Source organism: Pseudomonas sp. NY15437, from assembly GCF_048068435.1.
Taxonomy (GTDB): domain Bacteria; phylum Pseudomonadota; class Gammaproteobacteria; order Pseudomonadales; family Pseudomonadaceae; genus Pseudomonas; species Pseudomonas nitroreducens_B.
Map to the genome: position 1 here is coordinate 18,167 of NZ_JBLUQC010000002.1, position 20,452 is coordinate 38,618.

Annotated in this window: 15 protein-coding genes; 9 read left to right on the forward strand and 6 right to left on the reverse strand. The window is 67.6% G+C overall.

The genetic code is table 11. The annotated features are described in order from the left end of the window. Positions 1–107: 107 nt before the first annotated feature. The 4 genes from slyA to recQ form a co-directional block, all read right to left on the reverse strand. Positions 108–542: a transcriptional regulator SlyA gene (gene slyA / locus ACNFIA_RS04085; RefSeq protein WP_259753658.1), complete on the reverse strand. Its 435-nt coding sequence runs from the start codon at positions 540–542 to the stop codon at positions 108–110. A 107-nt stretch (positions 543–649) separates the two neighbouring features. Next, positions 650–1,666: a DUF2804 domain-containing protein gene (locus ACNFIA_RS04090; RefSeq protein ID WP_416783052.1), complete on the reverse strand. Its 1,017-nt coding sequence runs from the start codon at positions 1,664–1,666 to the stop codon at positions 650–652. A 471-nt stretch (positions 1,667–2,137) separates the two neighbouring features. Beyond that, positions 2,138–3,334 carry a diguanylate cyclase domain-containing protein gene (locus tag ACNFIA_RS04095; RefSeq protein WP_416783054.1) on the reverse strand — a complete coding sequence of 399 codons (1,197 nt, stop codon included), beginning with the start codon at positions 3,332–3,334 and terminating at the stop codon, positions 2,138–2,140. Between the two features lie 273 nt (positions 3,335–3,607). Further along, a complete protein-coding gene (gene recQ, locus ACNFIA_RS04100; protein ID WP_416783055.1) occupies positions 3,608–5,752 on the reverse strand; it encodes a DNA helicase RecQ in 2,145 nt (714 codons plus the stop codon). Between the two features lie 209 nt (positions 5,753–5,961). On the opposite strand from recQ, the gene ACNFIA_RS04105 reads away from it, so the two are divergent. From ACNFIA_RS04105 to lapD, 4 genes are all read left to right on the forward strand, one after another. Then, positions 5,962–6,549 (forward strand): YecA family protein, encoded by a 588-nt coding sequence (locus ACNFIA_RS04105; protein ID WP_259753654.1) that lies wholly within the window; start codon positions 5,962–5,964, stop codon positions 6,547–6,549. Between the two features lie 51 nt (positions 6,550–6,600). Further along, positions 6,601–6,999 carry a YbaN family protein gene (locus tag ACNFIA_RS04110; protein ID WP_416783057.1) on the forward strand — a complete coding sequence of 133 codons (399 nt, stop codon included), beginning with the start codon at positions 6,601–6,603 and terminating at the stop codon, positions 6,997–6,999. A gap of 207 nt (positions 7,000–7,206) precedes the next feature. Continuing rightward, positions 7,207–7,908, forward strand: a complete 702-nt coding sequence (gene lapG, locus ACNFIA_RS04115; protein WP_259753652.1) for a cysteine protease LapG — start codon at positions 7,207–7,209, stop codon at positions 7,906–7,908. A gap of 12 nt (positions 7,909–7,920) precedes the next feature. Beyond that, the gene (lapD, locus tag ACNFIA_RS04120; RefSeq protein WP_416783059.1) at positions 7,921–9,876 is read left to right on the forward strand and encodes a cyclic di-GMP receptor LapD; all 1,956 of its coding nucleotides are present in this window, start codon (positions 7,921–7,923) and stop codon (positions 9,874–9,876) included. A 540-nt stretch (positions 9,877–10,416) separates the two neighbouring features. On the opposite strand, the gene pap is transcribed toward lapD, so the two are convergent. Continuing rightward, a complete protein-coding gene (gene pap, locus ACNFIA_RS04125) occupies positions 10,417–11,922 on the reverse strand; it encodes a polyphosphate:AMP phosphotransferase (protein ID WP_416783060.1) in 1,506 nt (501 codons plus the stop codon). Positions 11,923–12,168: 246 nt separating this feature from the next. On the opposite strand from pap, the gene mnmC reads away from it, so the two are divergent. Further along, positions 12,169–14,136: a bifunctional tRNA (5-methylaminomethyl-2-thiouridine)(34)-methyltransferase MnmD/FAD-dependent 5-carboxymethylaminomethyl-2-thiouridine(34) oxidoreductase MnmC gene (gene mnmC / locus ACNFIA_RS04130; protein ID WP_416783062.1), complete on the forward strand. Its 1,968-nt coding sequence runs from the start codon at positions 12,169–12,171 to the stop codon at positions 14,134–14,136. A 53-nt stretch (positions 14,137–14,189) separates the two neighbouring features. Then, positions 14,190–14,942, forward strand: coding sequence for a sulfite exporter TauE/SafE family protein (locus ACNFIA_RS04135; RefSeq protein ID WP_416783064.1), 753 nt, complete (start codon positions 14,190–14,192; stop codon positions 14,940–14,942). Between the two features lie 4 nt (positions 14,943–14,946). On the opposite strand, the gene ACNFIA_RS04140 is transcribed toward ACNFIA_RS04135, so the two are convergent. Continuing rightward, entirely contained in the window at positions 14,947–15,426 is a 480-nt protein-coding gene (locus ACNFIA_RS04140) for a MarR family winged helix-turn-helix transcriptional regulator (protein ID WP_259753644.1), read from the reverse strand. 132 nt (positions 15,427–15,558) lie between these two features. Between ACNFIA_RS04140 and ACNFIA_RS04145 the strand changes: the two genes are divergently transcribed. The 3 genes from ACNFIA_RS04145 to ACNFIA_RS04155 all read left to right on the forward strand — a co-directional run bounded on the left by ACNFIA_RS04145 (position 15,559) and on the right by ACNFIA_RS04155 (position 20,420). Then, the gene (locus ACNFIA_RS04145) at positions 15,559–17,328 is read left to right on the forward strand and encodes an N-acetylglutaminylglutamine amidotransferase (protein WP_416783065.1); all 1,770 of its coding nucleotides are present in this window, start codon (positions 15,559–15,561) and stop codon (positions 17,326–17,328) included. Between the two features lie 72 nt (positions 17,329–17,400). Continuing rightward, positions 17,401–19,200: an N-acetylglutaminylglutamine synthetase gene (ngg, locus tag ACNFIA_RS04150; protein ID WP_416783067.1), complete on the forward strand. Its 1,800-nt coding sequence runs from the start codon at positions 17,401–17,403 to the stop codon at positions 19,198–19,200. Next, positions 19,197–20,420 (forward strand): osmoprotectant NAGGN system M42 family peptidase, encoded by a 1,224-nt coding sequence (locus ACNFIA_RS04155; RefSeq protein WP_416783069.1) that lies wholly within the window; start codon positions 19,197–19,199, stop codon positions 20,418–20,420. Before ngg ends, ACNFIA_RS04155 begins: the two co-directional genes overlap by 4 nt. Positions 20,421–20,452 lie beyond the last annotated feature (32 nt).

Sequence of the window (20,452 nt, forward strand, 5' to 3'; positions counted from 1 at the left end):
CGTCGAAAAACCGGCGAATGGTTCAGGGGTGGATAGCGAATGGCCAGCGATCCCGCGAGGAACCGCCAGAAAAATGGCTACTTTAACCGAATAACGTGATGAATTGCTCAGTTTCGCTCAAGGTTGCCGAGAATCCGGCTAAGCGTTTTCTGACACAGAGCGATTTCCTCTTCGGAAATGCCCGTCAGCACTTCGTTGCGCACGGCGGCGGCGATGTTCTCGATGTCGGCAATCAGGACGTCTGCCTTGGGCGTCAGGGCAATGCGCTTGGCGCGACGATCCTCGGCAACCGCCTGGCGGCGAACCAAGCCCTGGGCTTCGAGGCCGTCGAGCAGACGGGCCAGCGTCGGGCCCTCGACGCCCACCGACTGCGCCAGCTCGCGCTGGGTAGGGGTGGCAGCGTGACGCGCCAGATGCAGAAGTACCAGCCAGCGTGCCTGGGACAGGCCGAGATGGCTGAGACGGCGGTCGAGTTCGGCACGCCATGCACGCGACGCCTGGGCCAGTTGGGTACCGAAATAGTGCTTATCGTTGTCTGACATTCTGCTGCGTACGGTAGGAAATGGGACGGCTAATTGATTTGACTAATTATTAGCCAGCTAATCAAGCCCGTACAATGACAGATTGTCGCAGGGTGTAAATCCCGATCTCACCATTTCGCATACTGGTCTTCGACAAATCCCCACAGGTTCTCGATCCGCACCTCGGCCTGCCCCGCCGGCCGCAACACGCCACTGAAGCGGCCGAAGATCTGCTTGAAGTTGCTCGCCAGCACGCCCAGGTTGAGGCGCTCCTGGTGCAGGCCGTGGGCCTCGAAGCGCAGTTCGACCTGGCCGTCGTAGGAGCGGATGGTCCAGGGCTTGAGCGGATGGTCGCGGTCGAACTCGAAGCGCACGCTGTCCACCTTCACCAATTGGCCTTCGAGCCAGTAGCAGTTCTCGGTGAAGCTGGTCTCGTTGACCCCGCACGACAGGTTCAGCCCGACGCGCCGACCCTGCGCCTCGCCGGACAGGCACGCCCAGTTCCAGAAGGTTTCGCGGCGCATGTAGCCGGCGGACCAGTCGTGGTGCGCGTAGGCATCCAGCTCGCGCAGGTCGTAGTGGCCCAGCGCACTGCGCACCTCGCCCTGGCAGTGCACGCCGGCCACCTTGCGCGCATAGACCCAGCCGTTCACTGCCGTCGGCGTGCACAGGCTCATGGGCTCGAAGGCTGGCTGCTGTTCACTGAAGCGCGCGTCGATGCGGGTGCCGTCGTCCAGTTCCACCAGCAGGCGTTTTTCCAGCGGCGTGGCGCTGTTCTCCAGGCGCAGCAGGTTGCGCCCCTGGCGCAGTTCGCAAACGCCGTCGTTGGGGTTCTGCGAGAAGTTCGCGCCCCTGCCCAGCGGGCACTTGAACTGGCGCTCGATCATCCGCCCGCTGGCGGGGTGGTAGAGGTAGACGAAGCCGACGGTGAGCAGGCTGACGTCGGCCAGTGCGCAGCCGCCGATCAGGGTCGGGCTGATCAGGCCGAAATACTGGAACTGGTGGAAGCGGCGCCACTTGCTCAGGGCGCCGAGACGACGGCCCATGGGCGAGCGGAAGTCGAAGTCGCGGTAGTTGATGGTCGCCGGGGTGCCGGGAAAGATGCCGTAGTGCGGTTGGCCATTGGGCTGGATCAGCTGCTGCATGGGCGCGGGCTCGGTGACAAGGTCCGACGCATGCTAGCACCGGGGCTGCGCGCGCCGCAGTCACGCACGGCGCCAGCGTGGGGGACGGAATGGGCCATGTGGACAGATGCCAATGCGCTGTAGGAGCGCGCCCTGCACGCGATCGCGGGCGGGGCCCCCTCCTACAGATCTACCCCGGCGCAACCAGCCTGCGTAGGAGCGGACTCGGTCCGCGAACGATGTCCGGCTGATCCGGGCTGGCCGGTTGCACATCGCGGACGAAGTCCGCTCCTACGAGGTATATCAGCGCTCGGGTTGGCCCTCAGCCTAACCCTCTGGACCGTTCGATGCAGGATGAAACTACAGCGCCAGCCGGCACAATCTGCTCCCTCTCCCTCCGGAGCGGGGCGTGCAGCCAGGGCTGGGGTGAGGGGGAAACGTCGGCACAAACTTGCAGAAAGAAGACAGTTGCTCCCACAGGGGCAGCGCCACTCAGGCCACCACCTGGTTGCGCCCGAACGCCTTGGCCTCGTAGAGCGCGCGGTCGGCGTGTTCGTAGATGCTGCGCAGCGGGTGCCCGGTTTCCGGCCACAGGCAGGAGACGCCAATGGACAGGGTCACTTCGTCCGCCGTCAGCGATCCCTCGTGGGCGATGCCCAGGGCCTGCACCGATTCGCGCAGCACTTCGGCGCGCTCCTTGGCCTCGCGCTCGCTGGCACCATAGAGCAGCACGGCGAATTCCTCGCCGCCCAGGCGCACGGCCATGTCCAGCGGGCGCCGCGCGCTGGCCGCCAGGACCTCGCCGATGCGCTGCAGCACACCGTCGCCGGCCTGATGGCCGTAGCGGTCGTTGTAGGCCTTGAAGTGGTCGACGTCGCAGAGCAGCAACGCCAGGCCGACGCTCTCGCGCTGGGCCTGGCGCCACAGGCGCTCCAGCTGGCGATTGAAGCTGCGACGATTGTGCAGGCCGGTCAGCGCGTCGTGCTCGGCCATCACTTTCAGCAGTCGGCTGATGAGGAAGTGCTGGCGGGATTTGTAGTCCAGCAGGTAGCAGCCCACCGCGCCCACCAAGTTGCCGAAGAGGAGGAACACCACGTTGCTGACCAGCTTGGGCAGCGGCAACGCTGCGTACAGTTCGAAGCCCACGTAGGCCAGCAGGATCACCAACGCGCTGCCCACTGCCTCGGCAAAGCGCAGGCCGATCAGGAAGTAGGCCGCCATGCTGACCAGCAACAGGCCCTCGTAGGGATAGCTCGGGTCGACGGTATGGGCGATGCCGGCCACCGCCGCCGCGCCAATGCCGACACTGAGGATGCAGGCCAGGCTCAGCGGCACCAGCAAGTGGATATGACGGCGCTGCAGGATCAGCCCGCCGCACACGGTGAGCAGCACCAGCACGCCGATGCGCACGGCGAGCATGTCCCAGTGTTCGGGGGTCCGGATCAGCAGGAAATCGATGGCTGCCAGCGCCAGCCAGATCAGCACGCCGATGGTCAGGGCGGTGCGCTTGAGATCGAAGCTGTCTTCGAGCAGGTACTGGCGATACTGGGTTTCGAGGTCGGGTTCGAAACGCAGGCGGCGAAAGCCCCGGGAGAGCTGTTCGGCATAGGCATTGGAACGGACGTCGTCCAGCCAGCTTTGTTGTTGTGGCACGCTCACCTCTTCTCGTGGAGGTCTAAGTGCCACCATAGCCGTTCGGGACGGGCGTCACAAGTTTGTCGTTTTGCCCCGTCACGAATATGACGGTGCAGCTGGGCGCGGGTCGCGCCTGCGTCGTAGGAGCGGACCTTGTCCGCGAAGTCCCGCCGACGCTCCAGCACTGAAGGATGAACTCGTGTAGGAGCGAGCTTGCTCGCGAACGGGGTCGCGCGGGGGCGTCAGCAAGAACAGGGGACCCGGATTTGACGCCTGCCCCGAGGGATCTCGCGAACGAAGTCCGCTGCTACGCCACTCCCTGCAAGCTCAGACTTCCAGCTCGGCCTGCAGGGCGGCGCGCACGCAGTGCAGCACACCCAGCGGCACGCGGCCCTCGAACAGCTCGGCGATGGCGCTCACCGGCGGCAGTTCGCCGTCTTCGTCGAGGAAGGCGTCCTGGACTTCGCCGAGCAGTTCCTCGGGCAGGTCCAGCGCCTGTTCCAGCGTCAGTTGCTGGCGGCCGATGGCCTCGGCCAGCAGGCTGTAGACGTTCTTCTCGCTGCAATCGAGCTGGCGGGCGATCTGTGCGGGGGTCATGCCGGCGCGGGCCAGGGTCACCAGTTCGTGGCGCAGGTCGGTGACCGGGGCCGGGGTGTCCGGGGCCTTGTCCGACTCGGTCAGCACATCGAGGAAGGCCTGGCCGTAGCGCTCCAGCTTGCGCGCGCCAACGCCGCTGACCTGGGCCATGGCGGACAGCGTGGTGGGCTGGCTGCGCAGCATTTCCAGCAGGGTGGCATCGGGGAAGATGACGTAGGGCGGCACTGAGTGTTCTTCGGCCAGCTTGCGCCGCAGGGTGCGCAGGGCTTCCCACATCTCGCGCTCTTCCTGGCGCACCAGTTGGCTGGCCGGGCTGGCGCCGCCGGAGGACGACGACTTGCTGCGCTGCGGCTTGGGATCACGGCGCAGGGCCAGGGTCTCTTCGCCGCGCAGCAGCGGACGGCAGGCCTCGGTCAGGCGCAGGCCGTTGAAGCCGTCGACGTCCACATCGGCGAAGCCACGGGCAACCAGCTGGCGGAACAACGTGCGCCATTCGTCCTCGCCCCGGGCCTTGCCGATGCCGAATACGGCCAGGTGCTGGTGGCCGACGCTGCGCACCTTTTCCGTGTCCTTGCCCAGCAGCACGTCCACCAGGTGGCCGACGCCATAGCGCTGGCCACTGCGGTAGATGGCCGACAGCGCCTGGCGCGCGGGCTCGGTGGCATCCCAGGTTTCCACGCCGTCGACGCAGATGTCGCAGTGGCCGCAGGGGTTGGGCATCACTTCGTCGAAGTAGGCCAGCAGCGCCTGACGGCGGCAGCGGGTCTCCTCGCACAGCGCCAGCATGGCTTCGAGCTTGTGCCGCTCGACGCGCTTGTGGCGTTCGTCGCCCTCGGAGTTCTGCATCATCTGCCGCAACAGCAGCACATCCTGCAGGCCATAGGCCATCCAGGCATCGGCGGGCAGGCCGTCACGGCCGGCGCGGCCGGTTTCCTGGTAGTACGCCTCCAGGCTCTTGGGCAGGTCCAGGTGGGCAACGAAGCGCACGTTGGGCTTGTCGATGCCCATGCCGAAGGCGATGGTGGCGACCATGATCAGCCCTTCCTCGTTGAGGAAGCGCTTCTGGTGGTAGGCGCGCAGGTCGTTGGACAGCCCGGCGTGGTACGGCAGCGCCGGGAAGCCCTGGGCGGAGAGGAACTCGGCGACCTCCTCGACCTTCTTGCGCGACATGCAGTAGACGATGCCGGCATCGCCGCGCCGCTCGGCGAGGAAGCCCAGCAGCTGCTTGCGCGGCTGCTCCTTGGGCACGATGCGGTAGAAGATGTTCGGCCGGTCAAAGCTGGAGAGGAACTGCTCGGCGTTCTGCAGGTGCAGGCGCTGGATCATCTCCTCGCGGGTGCGCATGTCCGCCGTGGCGGTCAGGGCGATGCGCGGCACGTCGGGGAACAGCTCGGCGAGCTGGCCCAACTGCAGGTATTCGGGACGAAAATCATGGCCCCACTGCGACACGCAGTGCGCTTCGTCGATGGCGAACAGGCCGATCTGCAGACGCTGCAGGAAGGCCAGCATGCGCGGCTGCACCAGGCGCTCCGGGGCAAGATAGAGCAGCTTGATCTCGCCGCGCTGCAGGCGGTCGGCGATCTCGCGCTGGGCCTCGGGGCTCAGCGAGGAGTTCAGCGCCGCCACCGGCACGCCCAGTTCGTCCAGCGTGGCGACCTGGTCTTCCATCAGCGCGATCAGCGGCGAGACCACCACCGTCAGGCCGTCGCGCAGCAGCGCGGGGACCTGGAAGCACAGCGACTTGCCGCCGCCGGTGGGCATCAGCACCAGCGCATCGCCGCCGTTGGCCACGCGCTCGATGATCCGCGCCTGATTGCCGCGGAAGGCGTCGTAACCGAAAACGTCTTTGAGAATGCGCAGGGCCTGATCGAGCATGGGGGACTCCGAATTAAGCCGCGCATTATACGCAAGCGATCCGCTCGCGGCCGGCACCTTGTCCGGGAAACTGCGGAAAAATCCGTCACATGCATCCGAGCTCTGCGTCGGAGCCCTGCGTCGGCGCGGGTTGCGCGGGCATTTGGCTTTTGCCGCGAGCCGGCGGAAAGACTACAATTCGGGACCGATCACCTCCGAGGTAGTACCCGATGTCCTTCGCCGACCAATTGTCCCGCCTGCAAGCCTTTCTCGATGCCGATGACCTGCATGAGGAAGCCTTGGACTACGTGGCGGCACACGGCTACCTGACCGCCCTGGCGATCTGCCCGGAGGAAGTGCCCGAGCGCGAGTGGATCGACGCCCTGTTCGCCGAGCCGCCGCACTACCGCAGCGAGGACGAGCGCACCCAGATCGAATCCACCCTGGTCCAGCTCAAGGCGCACATCACCCGCCAGATGGCCGGCGACGAGGAGCTGGAGCTGCCCTGCGAGCCCTACCTGGGCGACGAGCCGGACGACTCCGATATCCGCGGCTGGTGCATCGGCTTCATGGAAGGCGTGTTCCTGCGTGAAGCGGTGTGGTTCGAGCAGGCCGAGGAAGAGGTCAGCGAGCTGCTGCTGCCGATCATGGTCGGTTCCGGCCTGTTCGACGAACAGCCCGAGTTCGACGAAATCGCCCGCGACCGCCAACTGGTGGACGACATGGTCGCGCAGATTCCCGAGCTGCTGACCAACCTGTTCCTGCTCTGCCAGGCGCCGGAAGAAAAGCCGGCCCTGCTCAAGCCCCGCAGCCATTGATCCGCCGCCGGAGCCGCGGCATGCGGCTCCGGCTTCGCTTCGCGCCCGTCGATGCCACCGGAAATCCGCCAAAGCCGTCACGCCTGGGTTCGCTACTGCCTGCTTGGCGTGGGCTGGCTCAGCGTGGCGCTGGGCGTGATCGGCATCTTCCTGCCGGTACTGCCCACCACCCCGTTCCTCCTGCTGGCCGCCGCCTGCTTCATGCGCAGCTCCCGGCGCTTCTATGACTGGCTGTTGAACCACCCGAAACTCGGCCCGTGGATCCGCGACTACCTCGACGGCGAGGGCATCCCGCTCAAGGGCAAGGTCTACGCCATTGGCCTGATGTGGTGCAGCATCCTCATCTCCGGCTTCCTGGTGCAGCGGCCCTGGGCCTGGGCGTTCATGCTGACGAGTGCGACGCTGGTGAGCCTCTATCTGATCCGGATGAAGACCCGGCGGTTGGATTGAATGCTCAGCCGGGACGAGCCCCCTCTCCCCAGCCCTCTCCCTTCAGGGAGAGGGTTAGGGAGAGGGAAAACTTCCGAACGCCGAAGCCGTGCCTCACACGCGCGGCCCTCAGCCCCGACCCCCGCTGCCTCGCGCCACGTGGCGATGCGCCAGCGCAAGTTTGTGAAGAGCGCCTAGACTCCACACATCCCACATGGAGCGCTGGCGATGCAGCCACCCCGAGGAGCCCTTAGGCTGTTCGCCAGCCCGCTGCGTCTGCGGGCCGGTGCGCTGCTGCTCGGGCTCCTTGCGCTGACGGCCGGCGCCGCGTGGAATTTCGACGCCATCCTGAAGAACGCCGAGCAGAAATACGGCAATCTCGGCACCGCCAAGAGCCGCATCGAATCCTGGGGCCGGCTGATCGACGACAGCGAAAACCTCGACGAAATGGCCAAGCTCAAGGCGGTCAACGCCTTCTTCAATGGCGCCCTGGTGTTCACCGACGACCGCACCGTGTGGCACCAGGAGGACTACTGGGCGACGCCGGTGGAGTCGCTCTACAAGGGCGCCGGCGACTGCGAGGACTATTCCATCGCCAAGTTCGTCACCCTGCGCCGCCTGGGCGTGGCCAGCGACAAGCTGCGCATCACCTACGTCAAGGCATTGCAGCAGAACCAGGCGCACATGGTGCTCACCTACTACGCCTCCCCCACTGCCGAGCCGCTGGTGCTGGACAACCTGATCCCGCAGATCAAGCCCGCCTCCCAGCGCAAGGACCTCCTGCCCGTCTACGCCTTCAATGCCGAGGGCCTGTGGCTGCCCGGCCCGGGCGGCGGCAAGCGCACCGGCGACAGCAAGAAACTGTCGCGCTGGCAGGACCTGTTGACCAAGATGCGCGCCGAGGGCCTGGACCTCGACGAGACGCGATAGGAGAAACCCGGCATGTCATTGCTCAAGCAACTGTTCCTGGCGATCTGCCTGTTCCTCGTGGTGGCCTTCGCCGGCAGCTTCGCCGCCAGCCTGGAAAGCTCCCGCGAGCAGATGATCAGCCAGTTGCGCTCCCACGCCCAGGACGCCGCGACCGCGCTGGGGCTGTCGCTCACCCCGCACGTGGACGACCCGGCGATGATCGAGCTGATGGTCAGCTCCATCTTCGACTCCGGCTACTTCGCCACCATCCGCGTGGTGAGCATTCCCGAGGGCAAGGTCATCGTCGAGCGGGAGAGCGACACGCAGAACCAGCAGGTGCCGGCCTGGTTCGCCAAGCTGGTCAACCTCAAGGCACAGGGCGGCGACGCACTGATCATGCGCGGCTGGGAGCAGGCCGCGCGGGTCGAGGTGGTCAGCCACCCGCAATTCGCCCTGGCCAAGCTGTGGGACGGCGCCCTGGGCAGCCTCGCCTGGCTGCTCGCCTGCGGCCTGGTCAGCGCCGTGCTCGGGGGCTGGCTGCTGCGCACCCAGCTCAAGCCGCTGGACCAGATGGTGCAACAGGCCCACGCCATCACCCGCCGCGAATTCCTCACCCTGCCCAAGGAGCCGCGCACCCCGGAGCTCAAGCGCGTGGTGCAGGCGATGAACCAGATGGTCGACAAGCTCAAGGCCCTGTTCGCCGAGGAAGCCACCCGCAGCGAGAAACTGCGCGAGGAAGCCTACCAGGACAGCCTCTCGGGCCTGGCCAACCGCCGCCTGTTCGACGCGCGGCTGGACGCGCAGCTCTCCCCCAGCGAACAGAATGCCGCCGGCTACCTGCTGCTGTTGCGCCTGAATGACCTGGCCGGTCTCAACCAGCGCCTGGGTGGCCAGCGCACCGACGCACTGATCCGCGACGTCGCCGAGCTGCTGGAGCGCGAACGCCAGCAGCACGGCACCCCCGACTGGCTAGCCGCGCGCAGCCGTGGTGGCGAGTTCACCCTGCTCGCGCCGGGCGTCGACAGTGCCAGCGCCGAACTGTTGGCCGACCAGCTCAGCGCCGCCCTGGAAAACCTGCGCAACACCGGCGCCAGCGACTGCACGCCGGTGGCGCACCTCGGCCTGGCGGCGTTCCGCCCCGGCGAGGCGGCGGCCAGCGTCCTGTCGCGTGCGGACCAGGCGCTGGCGCAGTCGCAATCCTCGCCGGACCGCCCCTGGCAGCGCCTGGACAGCTCCGGCAGCCAGCCCGTGCAGGACTCCCGCAGCTGGCGCGAGTGGCTCGACGACGCCCTGCACAAAGGCAAGCTGCAGCTGTGGTTCCAGCCAGTGCGCGCCTGCGCCGAGAACGGTCAACTGCTGCACCAGAAGGTCCTCGCACGGTTGCTCGACCCCAAGGGCGAGGCCGTCGCCGCCGGGCAGTTCCTGCCGTGGATCGAGCGCTTCGGCTGGTCCGCGCGCTTCGACCTGGCGATGCTCGAACACGCCCTCGCCCACCTCGCCCAGCAACCGGCGCCGCTGGCCCTGTCGCTCTCCGCGGAAACCGTGCGCAGCACCGAGCCGCTGCGGCAACTGTTCGAGGCCCTGCGTGCCCACCCGCAGGAGGCGCAGCTGATGACCCTGGAAGTGGACGAGCGCTACCTGCCGCCGCCTGCCGAGCTGGAGCGGCTCGCCCAGTCCGTGCAGGAAGTCGGCGCCAAGCTCGGCCTGCAGCACTTCGGCGGACGCTTCAGCCTGATCGGCAACCTGACCCGGCTTGGCCTTGCCTACCTGAAGATCGACGGCAGCTACATCCGCGCCATCGACCAGGACAACGACAAGCGTCTGTTCATCGAGGCCATGTACCGCGCCTCCAACAGCATCGACCTGCCGCTGATCGCGGAGATGGTCGAGACCGAGGGCGAGTTGCAGGTGCTGCGGGAGATGGGTATCGCCGGCGCGATGGGACGGCTGGTCGGGGCGCCGAAGCCTTCGCAGAGGAATGGGGAGTAGAGGATCGCCGCGCGGTCGGCTCCCACAGGTGGATGCCGTGCCGTGCGGTTCGCGAGCAAGCTCGCTCCTACGAAGACCCAGTTCGCTCTGGCTCTGGCTCTGAAGATTTCCAGAGAAACAACCGCGCACTCCGAATGCCCCGTTCAGGAGGCCTCGTTGAAGCGGAGTTTCAGGGGTTGAGCGACATGGATGTCGCGAGAGCTGCGATGGGCCAGGGAAGGCCCTTCGCAGCGTGCCCCTGAAACTTCGCTTCAACGAGGGAATTTTTCGCCTAAGCGAAAAACCGAATGTCCGGGGCAAGACTTTTTGGTTCCTTTTGTGGCGTTTGACAAAAGGAACTCGCCGAGAGGCGAAACCAAATGTCCCAGCGTACACCGAAGCGGCGCTGGAACACCCTGGTCAACGCAGCAAGCCGGCGAAACCGAAGCGAAGGCCAACGTCGGCCCTGCCGACGGATCGCGGGCATGGCCCGCTCCTACAGGGAAGCGCCGAGCGGGCCTGGTTCGCGAGCAAGCTCGCTCCTGCGAAAAACCGAACGCCTCAGTCCTTCTTGCCCTTCTTCGCACTGGCATACGCCGCCTCCAGCGCGTCGTTGATGGTCTTGAGCACCTTCACCCGCGCATAGCGCTTGTCGTTGGCCTCCACCAGCGTCCAGGGGGCGATCTCGGTGCTGGTGCGGTCGACCATGTCGCCCACCGCGTCCACGTACTGGTCCCACTTGTCGCGGTTGCGCCAGTCCTCCTCGGTGATCTTGTAGCGCTTGAAGGCAATCGACTCGCGCTCCTTGAAACGCTCCAGCTGGGTTTCCTGGTCGATGGACAACCAGAACTTCACCAGCACGATGCCGTAGTCCGACAACTGCTCCTCGAAGTCGTTGATCTCCGCGTAGGCGCGCAGCCAGTCGGCGTCGCTGGCAAAGCCCTCGACCCGCTCCACCAGCACCCGGCCATACCAGGAGCGGTCGAAGATGGTGAACTGCCGGCGCGCCGGAATGTGCCGCCAGAAGCGCCACAGGTAAGGCTGCGCACGCTCCTCTTCGGTGGGCGCGGCGATCGGCACGATGCGGTACTGCCGCGGGTCCAGCGCGTCGGTGACACGGCGGATGGCGCCGCCCTTGCCGGCGGCGTCGTTGCCTTCGAACACGGCGATCAGCGAGTGGCTGCGGAAACGCTTGTCGCGCATCAGCGTCGCCAGGCGCGCCTGTTCCTTGGCCAGCTGCTCCTTGTACTGGTCCTTGTCCAGCTTCAGGCTCAGGTCCAGCGCGTCCAGCAGCCCCTTGTTGTCCAGGCTGGACACCAGCGGCGCCGCATGGGGTTGCGGAGTCGGGCGGTCGGTGCGCTTGAGCGCGGCCTGGAGGCTTTCGAGAATCGTGCGGCCGACCGTCAGGCTGCGGTAGCGCTCGTCGGAACCCTCCACCACGTACCAGGGCGCGTAGTCGCGGCTCGTGCGGCGCAACACGCGCTCGCCGTAGCGCACGAACTTGTCGTAGACCTCGTTCTGCTTCCAGTCGATCTCGCTCAGTTGCCAGCTGCGGGTGGGGTCGTTCTCCAGCGCCTTGAGGCGTTCCTTGAGCTGCTTCTTGGAGAGATGGAACCAGAACTTGAAGATCAGCGCGCCTTCGTCGGAATACATGCGCTCGAAGCGCTCGGCGTCACCAATCAGGCCATCGAGCTGGCTGTCCTTGATCTCCCCGGTGACCCGCGCGTAGAGCATCTGGCTGTACCAGTTGCCGAAGAAGATGCCGGTGGTGCCCTTGGGCGGCAGGCGGCGCCAGAAGCGCCACTGCGGCGGCCGCGAGAGCTCCTCGTCGGTGGGCAACATGAAGCTCTCGACGCGGATCAGGCGCGGGTCCATCCACTCGTTGAGCAGCTTCACCGTCTCGCCCTTGCCGGCGCCCTCGATGCCGTTGATCAGGATGATCACCGGGAAGCGCGCCTGCTGCTTGAGCTCGTACTGCGCCTCGAGCAGGGCCTCGCGCAATACCGCGACTTCCTTCTCGTAGGTTTCCTTGTCGATGGAATGGCCGATCTCGGCGGACTCGAACATGCACCTCTCCTTGTTTCGAAGTGTCTAAAAGGTAGCGGATGTCGGTCGGGGTCTGCTGAGATTTTCCATTGCGCGTCCTACGCCACTTTCCTCGTGCGGCGCTCGGCAGAAAAACGCAACGTATCCCGCCGATGACCGCCCTGCCGCTTGATCTGGCGCGGCAACCGGGCGCATGCCGCGGGCGCTGAGGTGGGGCCCGGGAATCGGCTAAACTGCGGCCTTCGTTTACCTGCCCTGCCCTTTTCCATGCCAGACATCAGCAGCGCCCAGATCGACTGGGACGAGAACGGCCAGCCGACCTCCCGCGTCTATGGCGACGTGTACTTTTCCCGCGACTCGGGCATCGCCGAGACGCACCACGTGTTCATCGACGGCAACCGCCTGCCGGAGCGCTTTGCCGCGCTACCCGCCGGCGGGCGCCTGTGCATCGGCGAAACCGGCTTCGGCACCGGGCTGAACTTCCTCTGCGCCTGGAAGCTGTTCGAGGAACGCGCGCCTAGCGATGCGCGACTGCACTTCGTCACCACCGAGAAGTACCCGGTGGCGCCGGACGACCTGCGCCGCGCATTCGCCCTCTGGCCGGAGCTGGCGCCGCTGTCCGAACAGTTGCTGGAGCAGTATGTGGCGATCAACCCCGGCTTCCAGCGCCTGGTCTTCGCCGGCGGCCGCGTGGTGCTGACCCTGCTGGTGGGCGACGTGCTCCAGACCCTGCCGGAGCTCGACGCACGCATCGACGCCTGGTTCCTCGACGGCTTCTCCCCGGCGAAGAACCCGGAGATGTGGAATGACGCGCTCTACGCCCAGCTCGCCCGCCTGTCCGGGCCGGGCACGACCCTGGCCACCTTCACCAGCGCCGGCTTCGTGCGGCGCGGGCTCGGCGCTGCTGGCTTCAAGATCCGCCGCACCCTGGGCTTCGGCAAGAAATGGGAGATGTCCCAGGGCGACTTCATCGGTGACGCGGCAACGGCCGGCAAACCCTGGTACGCCAGACCGTCCGGGGCGAAGTCGGTGCGCGAAGCGCTGGTGATCGGCGGCGGCATGGCCGGTTGCGCCAGCGCCGCCAGCCTCGCCGCGCGGGGTTGGCAGGTGACGCTGATCGAGCGCCACGCGGGCCTTGCCGAAGAGGCCTCGGGCAACCCGCAGGGCGTGCTGTACCTCAAGCTGTCCGCCCACCACACGGCGCTCTCGCGGCTCATCGTCAGCGGCTTCGGCCATACGCGGCGGCTGATCCAGCGGCTGCGCCAGGGCGAGGAATGGTCCGATTGCGGCGTGCTGCAACTGGGCTTCGATGACGCCGAAACCCAGCGCCAGGGCAAACTGGCCGACGCCTTCCCGCCCACGCTGCTGCGCCAGTTGGACAAGGTCGAGGCGGAAAGTATCGCCGGCATCGGCCTGCCCGCCGGCGGGCTGTTCTACCCCGAAGGCGGCTGGGTGCATCCGCCCGCGTTGTGCCGGCACCTGGCGCACCATCCAAACATTCGCGTGCTGACCGGCGGGGAAGTCCGCCTGGAACGCGACGCCGATGGCTGGAGCGCCTGGAATGACGAGCAGAAGCTTGCCAGCGCGCCCATCGCCATCCTCGCCACCGCCGCCGAGGTGCGCCGCTTCGCCGGTGCCCAGGGCCTGCCGATGAAGCGCATCCGTGGGCAAATCACCCGCCTGCCCGCCACCGCCGAGAGCGCCGCGCTGCGCACCGTGGTCTGCGCCGAGGGCTACGTCGCCCCGCCGCGCCTGGGCGAGCACACCCTGGGGGCCAGTTTCGAATTCAAACGAGACGACACTGAGCCATCATTGGAAGAACACCTGGGCAACCTCGACCTGCTGGCGGAGATATCCATGGACCTGCGCGAACGCCTGCACGTCGCCCAGCTCGACCCGGCCACGCTGCAAGGCCGCGCCGCCTTCCGCTGCACCACGCCGGACTACCTGCCGCTGGTGGGCCCGCTGGCGGACCGCGAGGCCTTCACCCAGGCCTACGCGGTGCTCGGCAAGGACGCGCGCCAGGTGCCGGAGACGCCCTGCCCCTGGCTCGACGGGCTGTACCTGAACAGCGCCCATGGCTCGCGCGGGCTGGTCACCGCGCCGCTGGCCGGCGAACTGCTGGCGGCCTGGATCGACGACGAGCCGCTGCCCGTGCCGCGCGCCGTGGCGGAGGCCTGCCACCCGAACCGTTTCTTCCTGCGCGACGTCGTGCGCGGCCAGAAGAATTCCTGATCACCGCACGGCCCGCCAGCGGGCCGTGCCAGCTTCCAGAGCGGACCACCGACATGGATGCACTGCTGTTCGAATCCTCCGCCATCGGCCTGATCCTCGGGCTGCTGCTGGGGCTTACCGGCGCCGGCGGCTCGCTGGTGGCCCTGCCCCTGCTGCTCAGCCTGCACCTGCCGCTGCACGACGCCATCGGCGTCAGCCTCGGTGCCGTGGCGCTGTCGGCAGCCATCGGCGCCGTGCCGCGTGCACGCCAGGGGCAGGTGGCGTGGAAGCCGCTGTTCTGGCTGGTGATCACCGGCTGGCCGGGCAACGCCGTGGGTCAGTGGCTGGGCAAGTTCGTGCCGGACGCCTGGCTGATCGTCGGCTTCTGCCTGCTGGTGCTGTGGTCGGCCTGGCGCATGTGGCAGGGCTCGGGCCAGCCACGCACGGGCGACAAGCCGATGCGCAACGCGCCGCTGCTGGGGGTGGGGTTGGCGGTGGGGTTGCTGTCCGGCCTGATGGGCGTAGGCGGCGGCTTCCTCATCGTGCCGGGGCTGCTGTGGTTCACGCCGCTGTCGATGCTGGCGGCGACGGCGACGTCCATGGCGGTCATCGCGCTGGTATCCGGTGGCGGCTTCCTGCTGTACCTCACCCATGCGCAGCCGCCGCTGCCCTTGCTGGCGTGCCTGGCGGCCGGCGGCGCCCTCGGCGTGCTGTTCGGCAATCGCCTGGCGGTACGCCTGGGCGGGGCAACGCTGCAGCGCCTGTTCGCCCTGATGCTGGTGGCGGTGAGCCTGTCGCTGGCCGCGCAGAAACTGGTAAGCGCCTAGCGCCCTAGCACTCTTCCTCCTCGGCGCCGGCGCCGGGGGTTTCGAACAGCTCGGCCGCGCGCAGCAGGCCGGCGAGAATGGCGTGCTGCTCCCACTCCGGCAGCCCGGCGAAACGCTCCAGCGCATGCTCGGGCAGTAACGCCGGACCGTACTTGAGCGCCCGTTGGCCGGCGGCGGCCAGGCTCAGCCACTGCTTGCGGCGGTCGTCCTCGTCGCGCCGCCGACTGAGCAGGCCCTTGCTTTCCAGGCGGGTCAGCGCGCTGGAAATCGAGGACTGCGACAGCGCCACCTGCCGCGCCAACTGACCAGCGGTAATTTCCCCTTCGAGATCGACCACCTGCAGGATCAGCAGCTGCAGCGGCGTCAGCTCGCCGTCACGGCCCAGGCTCTTGGAGTGCACTTCCGCCGCCTGCTGCAGCCGTCTCAAGGCCTGCAACATCGCGAGTGCATGGGCGTTGCGCGTCGAAGTCTTGCTCTCGGCCATCTCAGTCCACCTGCTGCTTCGTCACTTTTCCTCAATGAAATCAAATAGAACTCTCGCCAGATCGCCGGGTCATCCCCTAAGGCGCCCGTGAGACGCCACCCACTTCATCCCCAACGGAGATCCGGTAAGGACATGTGCGGAATAGCAGGAGAACTACGTTTCGATAACCAGGCTGCGGACCTCGCCGCAGTCGAACGCATCACCCATCACCTCGCCCCCCGGGGCCCCGATGCCTGGGGCTTCCACAGCGAAGGGCCGGTGGCCCTGGGGCACCGGCGGCTGAAGATCATGGACCTGGCCAAAGCCTCGGGTCAGCCGATGATCGACACCGCGCTGGGCCTGTCGCTGGTGTTCAATGGGGCAATCTACAACTACCCCGAGCTACGCAGCGAGCTGGAAGCCCTGGGCTACCGCTTCTTTTCCGGAGGCGATACCGAAGTCCTGCTCAAGGGATACCACGCCTGGGGCGAACAACTATTGCCACGCCTCAATGGCATGTTCGCCTTCGCCATCTGGGAACGCGACAAACGGCGCCTGTTCATCGCCCGCGACCGTCTCGGCATCAAGCCGCTGTACCTGTCGCAGACCGGCAAGCGCCTGCGCTTCGCCTCCAGCCTGCCGGCGCTGCTCAAGGGCGGTGACATCGACCCGACCCTGGACCCGGTGGCGCTCAACCACTACCTCAACTTCCACGCCGTGGTCCCAGCGCCGCGCACCCTGCTGGCCGGCGTGCAGAAACTGCCGCCGGCCACCTGGATGAGCATCGACGCCAATGGCCACACCGAGCGCCGGCGCTGGTGGAACCTGGACTACGGCCCGCTGCCCGATGAGCGCGAGCTGACCCTGGACGACTGGGAAGACCGCCTGCTCGCCAGCCTGCGCGACGCCGTGAGCGTGCGCCAGCGCGCCGCCCGCGAAGTCGGCGTGCTGCTCTCCGGCGGGGTGGACTCCAGCCTGCTGGTGGGCCTGCTGCACGAGGCCGGCGTCGAGGACCTGCTGACCTTCTCCATCGGCTTCGAGGATGCCGGCGGCGAGCGCGGCGACGAATTCCAGTACTCCGACCTGATCGCCCGGCGCTATGGCACCCGCCATCACCAGCTGCGCATCGACGAAAACGAAGTGATCGCGCAACTGCCCGCGGCCTTCCGCGCCATGAGCGAGCCGATGGTCAGCCACGACTGCATCGCCTTCTACCTGCTCTCGCGGGAGGTTTCCAAACACTGCAAGGTGGTGCAGAGCGGCCAGGGCGCCGACGAGCTGTTCGCCGGCTACCACTGGTACCCGAAAGTCGCCGGCGCCAAGGACCCGCTGCAGGCCTACCGCGCCGCATTCTTCGACCGAAGCCACGGCGAATACCTCGCCACCGTGCGCGAAGCGATGCGGGTGGAGGACGTGGCCAGCGAGTTCGTCCGCGAGCACTTCGCCCAGCCCGGCGCGCAGGACCCGGTGGACAAGGCCCTGCGCCTGGACAGCACCATCATGCTGGTGGACGACCCGGTCAAGCGCGTGGACAACATGACCATGGCCTGGGGCCTGGAGGCCCGCGTGCCGTTCCTGGACTACCGCGTAGCCGAGCTGTCGGCGCGCATTCCGTCGCGCTTCAAGCTCGGCGATGGCGGCAAGCAGGTGCTCAAGGCCGCCGCGCGCAAGGTCATCCCCAGCGAAGTGATCGACCGGCCCAAGGGCTACTTCCCGGTGCCCGGCCTCAAGCACCTGCAAGGCAATACCCGCGCCTGGGTCAGCGAGCTGTTGCTGGACCCGAGCCAGGACCGTGGACTGTTCGAGACGGCGATGTTCGACCGCCTGCTCAGCGACCCGGCAAGCGACCTCACCCCGCTGCGTGGCTCCAAGTTGTGGCAGTTGGCGGCCCTCAACCTCTGGCTGACGGAACAAGGCCTCTAGAGCCCGGGGGCGTCGGGTACGACGCCGCCTTTCCCAACCGCCCAGGACAGATGCCTTATCAGGGAGCGCACGATGAAACCCCATTCCAACCTGCCCCACCCCCACAACCAGCGCCTGCTGCGCGGCCAGGCACCGACCTACGAGCGGCTGCAGGCGCGCCTGGCCGGCGAGCATGCGCAAAGCCACGGCCCGCTGATCCTGCAATGCGGCTGGGGGCGCCTGCTGATCGGCCACACCTTCCCCAATGCGGAAACACTCGCCGCCGAGTTGCTCAACGAGCAGCCGGGCGAGCGCGACATTGCGCTCTACGTCGCCGCGCCGCAGCAGGTGCTGGCCCATGCGCCGCAGCAACTGTTCCTCGACCCCTCCGACGCGCTGCGTCTGTGGTTCACCGATTACCGCCCCGCGCGCCGGCCCTTCCGTGGCTTCCGCATCCGCCGCGTGCACAGCGACGACGACTGGGCGGCGATCAACCGCCTGTACCTGTCGCGCGGCATGCTGCCGGTCGACCCGGCCAAGGTCACCCCGCGCCACCAGGGCGGCCCGGCCTACTGGCTGGCCGAAGACGCCGAGACCGGCACGGTGATCGGCACCGTCATGGGCATCAACCACGCCAAGGCGTTCCGCGATCCGGAGGGCGGCTCCAGCCTCTGGTGCCTGGCGGTGGACCCGCAATCCAGCCGGCCGGGAGTGGGCGAAGCGCTGGTGCGCCACCTCATCGAGCACTTCATGAGCCGCGGCCTGGCCTACCTCGACCTGTCGGTGCTGCATGGCAACCAGCAGGCCAAGTCCCTCTATCGCAAGCTGCGCTTCCGCGAGCTGCCGACCTTCGCGGTGAAGTGCAAGAACGGCATCAACCAGTCGCTGTTCCTCGGCCCCGGCCCGGAAGAAGGGCTCAATCCCTACGCCCGGATCATCGTCGACGAGGCCCATCGGCGCGGCATCGAGGTGCAGGTACAGGACGCCGACGCCGGCCTCTTCACCCTCACCCAGGGCGGCCGGCGCATCCGCTGCCGCGAGTCCCTGAGCGACCTCACCAGCGCCGTGAGCATGAGCCTGTGCCAGGACAAGACCCTCACCCACCGCGCCCTCGACCGCGCCGGCCTGCGCCAGCCACAGCAGCGCCTGGCCGGCAGCGCGCAGGAGAACGCCGCGTTTCTCGCGGAGCACGGCGCGCTGGTGGTCAAGCCGGTGGATGGTGAACAGGGCCAGGGCGTGGCCGTGGACCTGCGCACCGCGGAGGAAGTGGAAAACGCCATCGCCCATGCCCGGCAGTTCGACAGCCGGGTCATCCTCGAGAGCTATCACGACGGCCAGGACCTGCGCATCGTGGTGATCGGCTATGAAGTGGTGGCCGCCGCGATCCGCCGCCCCGCCGAGGTGATCGGCGATGGCCGGCACAGCATCCGCAAGCTGATCGAGGCGCAGAGCCGCCGTCGCCAGGCCGCCACCGGCGGTGAAAGCCGCATCCCGCTGGACGGCGAAACCGAGCGCACCCTGGCCGCTGCCGGCTTCGGCTACGACGACGTGCTGCCCAGCGGCCAGCGCCTGGCCGTGCGGCGAACCGCCAACCTGCACACCGGCGGCGTGCTGGAGGACGTCACCGAGCGCCTGCACCCGACGCTGGCGGACGCCGCCATCCGCGCCGCGCGGGCGCTGGAGATTCCGGTCACCGGCCTCGATCTGCTGGTCACCGAGGCCGACCAGCCGGACTACGTGATCATCGAAGCCAACGAGCGGCCCGGGCTGGCCAACCACGAGCCGCAGCCCACCGCCGAACGCTTCGTCGACCTGCTCTTCCCGCTCAGCCGGGAATTGCTGCACCGCGACAACCGTGACCAGCCACACCCCAACGTGGAGGCCCCGGCATGAGCCAACTGCCCCAACCGGACCTGAACTACCTGCAGCGCGTGCTGCTGGAAATGCTCGCCATCCCCAGCCCCACCGGCTTCACCGACACCATCGTGCGCTACGTCGCCGAGCGCCTGGAAGAGATCGGCGTGCCCTTCGAGATGACCCGCCGCGGGACCATCCGCGCGACCCTGCTGGGACGGCGCAAGAGCCCGGACCGCGCGGTCTCGGCGCACCTGGACACCATCGGCGCCATCGTCCGCGAGATCAAGCCCAACGGCCGCCTGGCCCTGGCGCCGGTGGGTTGCTGGTCGAGCCGCTTCGCCGAGGGCAGCCGGGTCACGGTGTTCTGCGAGAACGGCGTATTCCGCGGCAGCGTGCTGCCGCTGATGGCCTCCGGGCATGCCTTCAATACCGCCGTGGACACCTTGCCGATCAGCTGGGACCACGTCGAACTGCGCCTGGACACCTACACCGCCAGCCGCGCCGACAGCGAATCCCTGGGCGTGGCCATCGGCGATTTCGTCGCCTTCGACCCGCTGCCGGAATTCACCGAGAGCGGCCACATCAGCGCCCGTCACCTCGACGACAAGGCCGGCGTCGCCGCGCTGCTGGCCTCGTTGAAGGCCATCGTGGAGAGCGGCCAGGTGCCGCCCATCGACTGCCATCCACTGTTCACCATCACCGAGGAAATCGGCTCCGGCGCAGCTGGCGCACTGCCCTGGGACGTCAGCGAGTTCGTCGGCATCGACATCGCCCCGGTGGCCGAGGGGCAGAACTCCAGCGAGCACGCGGTCAGCGTGGCCCTGCAGGACTCCGGCGGGCCGTATGACTTCCATCTCTCCCGCCATCTGCTGCGCCTGGGCGAACGCCACGAGGTGGCGGTGCGGCGCGACCTGTTCCGCTACTACCACAGCGACGCGCAGTCGGCGATCACCGCCGGCCACGACATCCGCACCGCCCTGCTGGCCTTCGGCTGCGACGCCACCCACGGCTACGAGCGCACCCACATCGACAGCCTCGCCGCCCTGGCGAAACTGCTGACCGCCTACATGCTCAGCCCGCCAGTATTCGACAGCGACGCGGAACCCAGCGAGGGCACGCTGGAGCGCTTCAGCAAGCAACTGGAGCATCCGGTCCACATGGAAAGCACTACCCACGTACCGCCGGTGGACGAGCTGATCGACAGCAGCGATGGGGCGTCCGACAAGGGCAAGGATGCGGACAAGGGCAAGAAGTGAAGCTGCGCGCAGCGCAGCGCGGGACTACAATC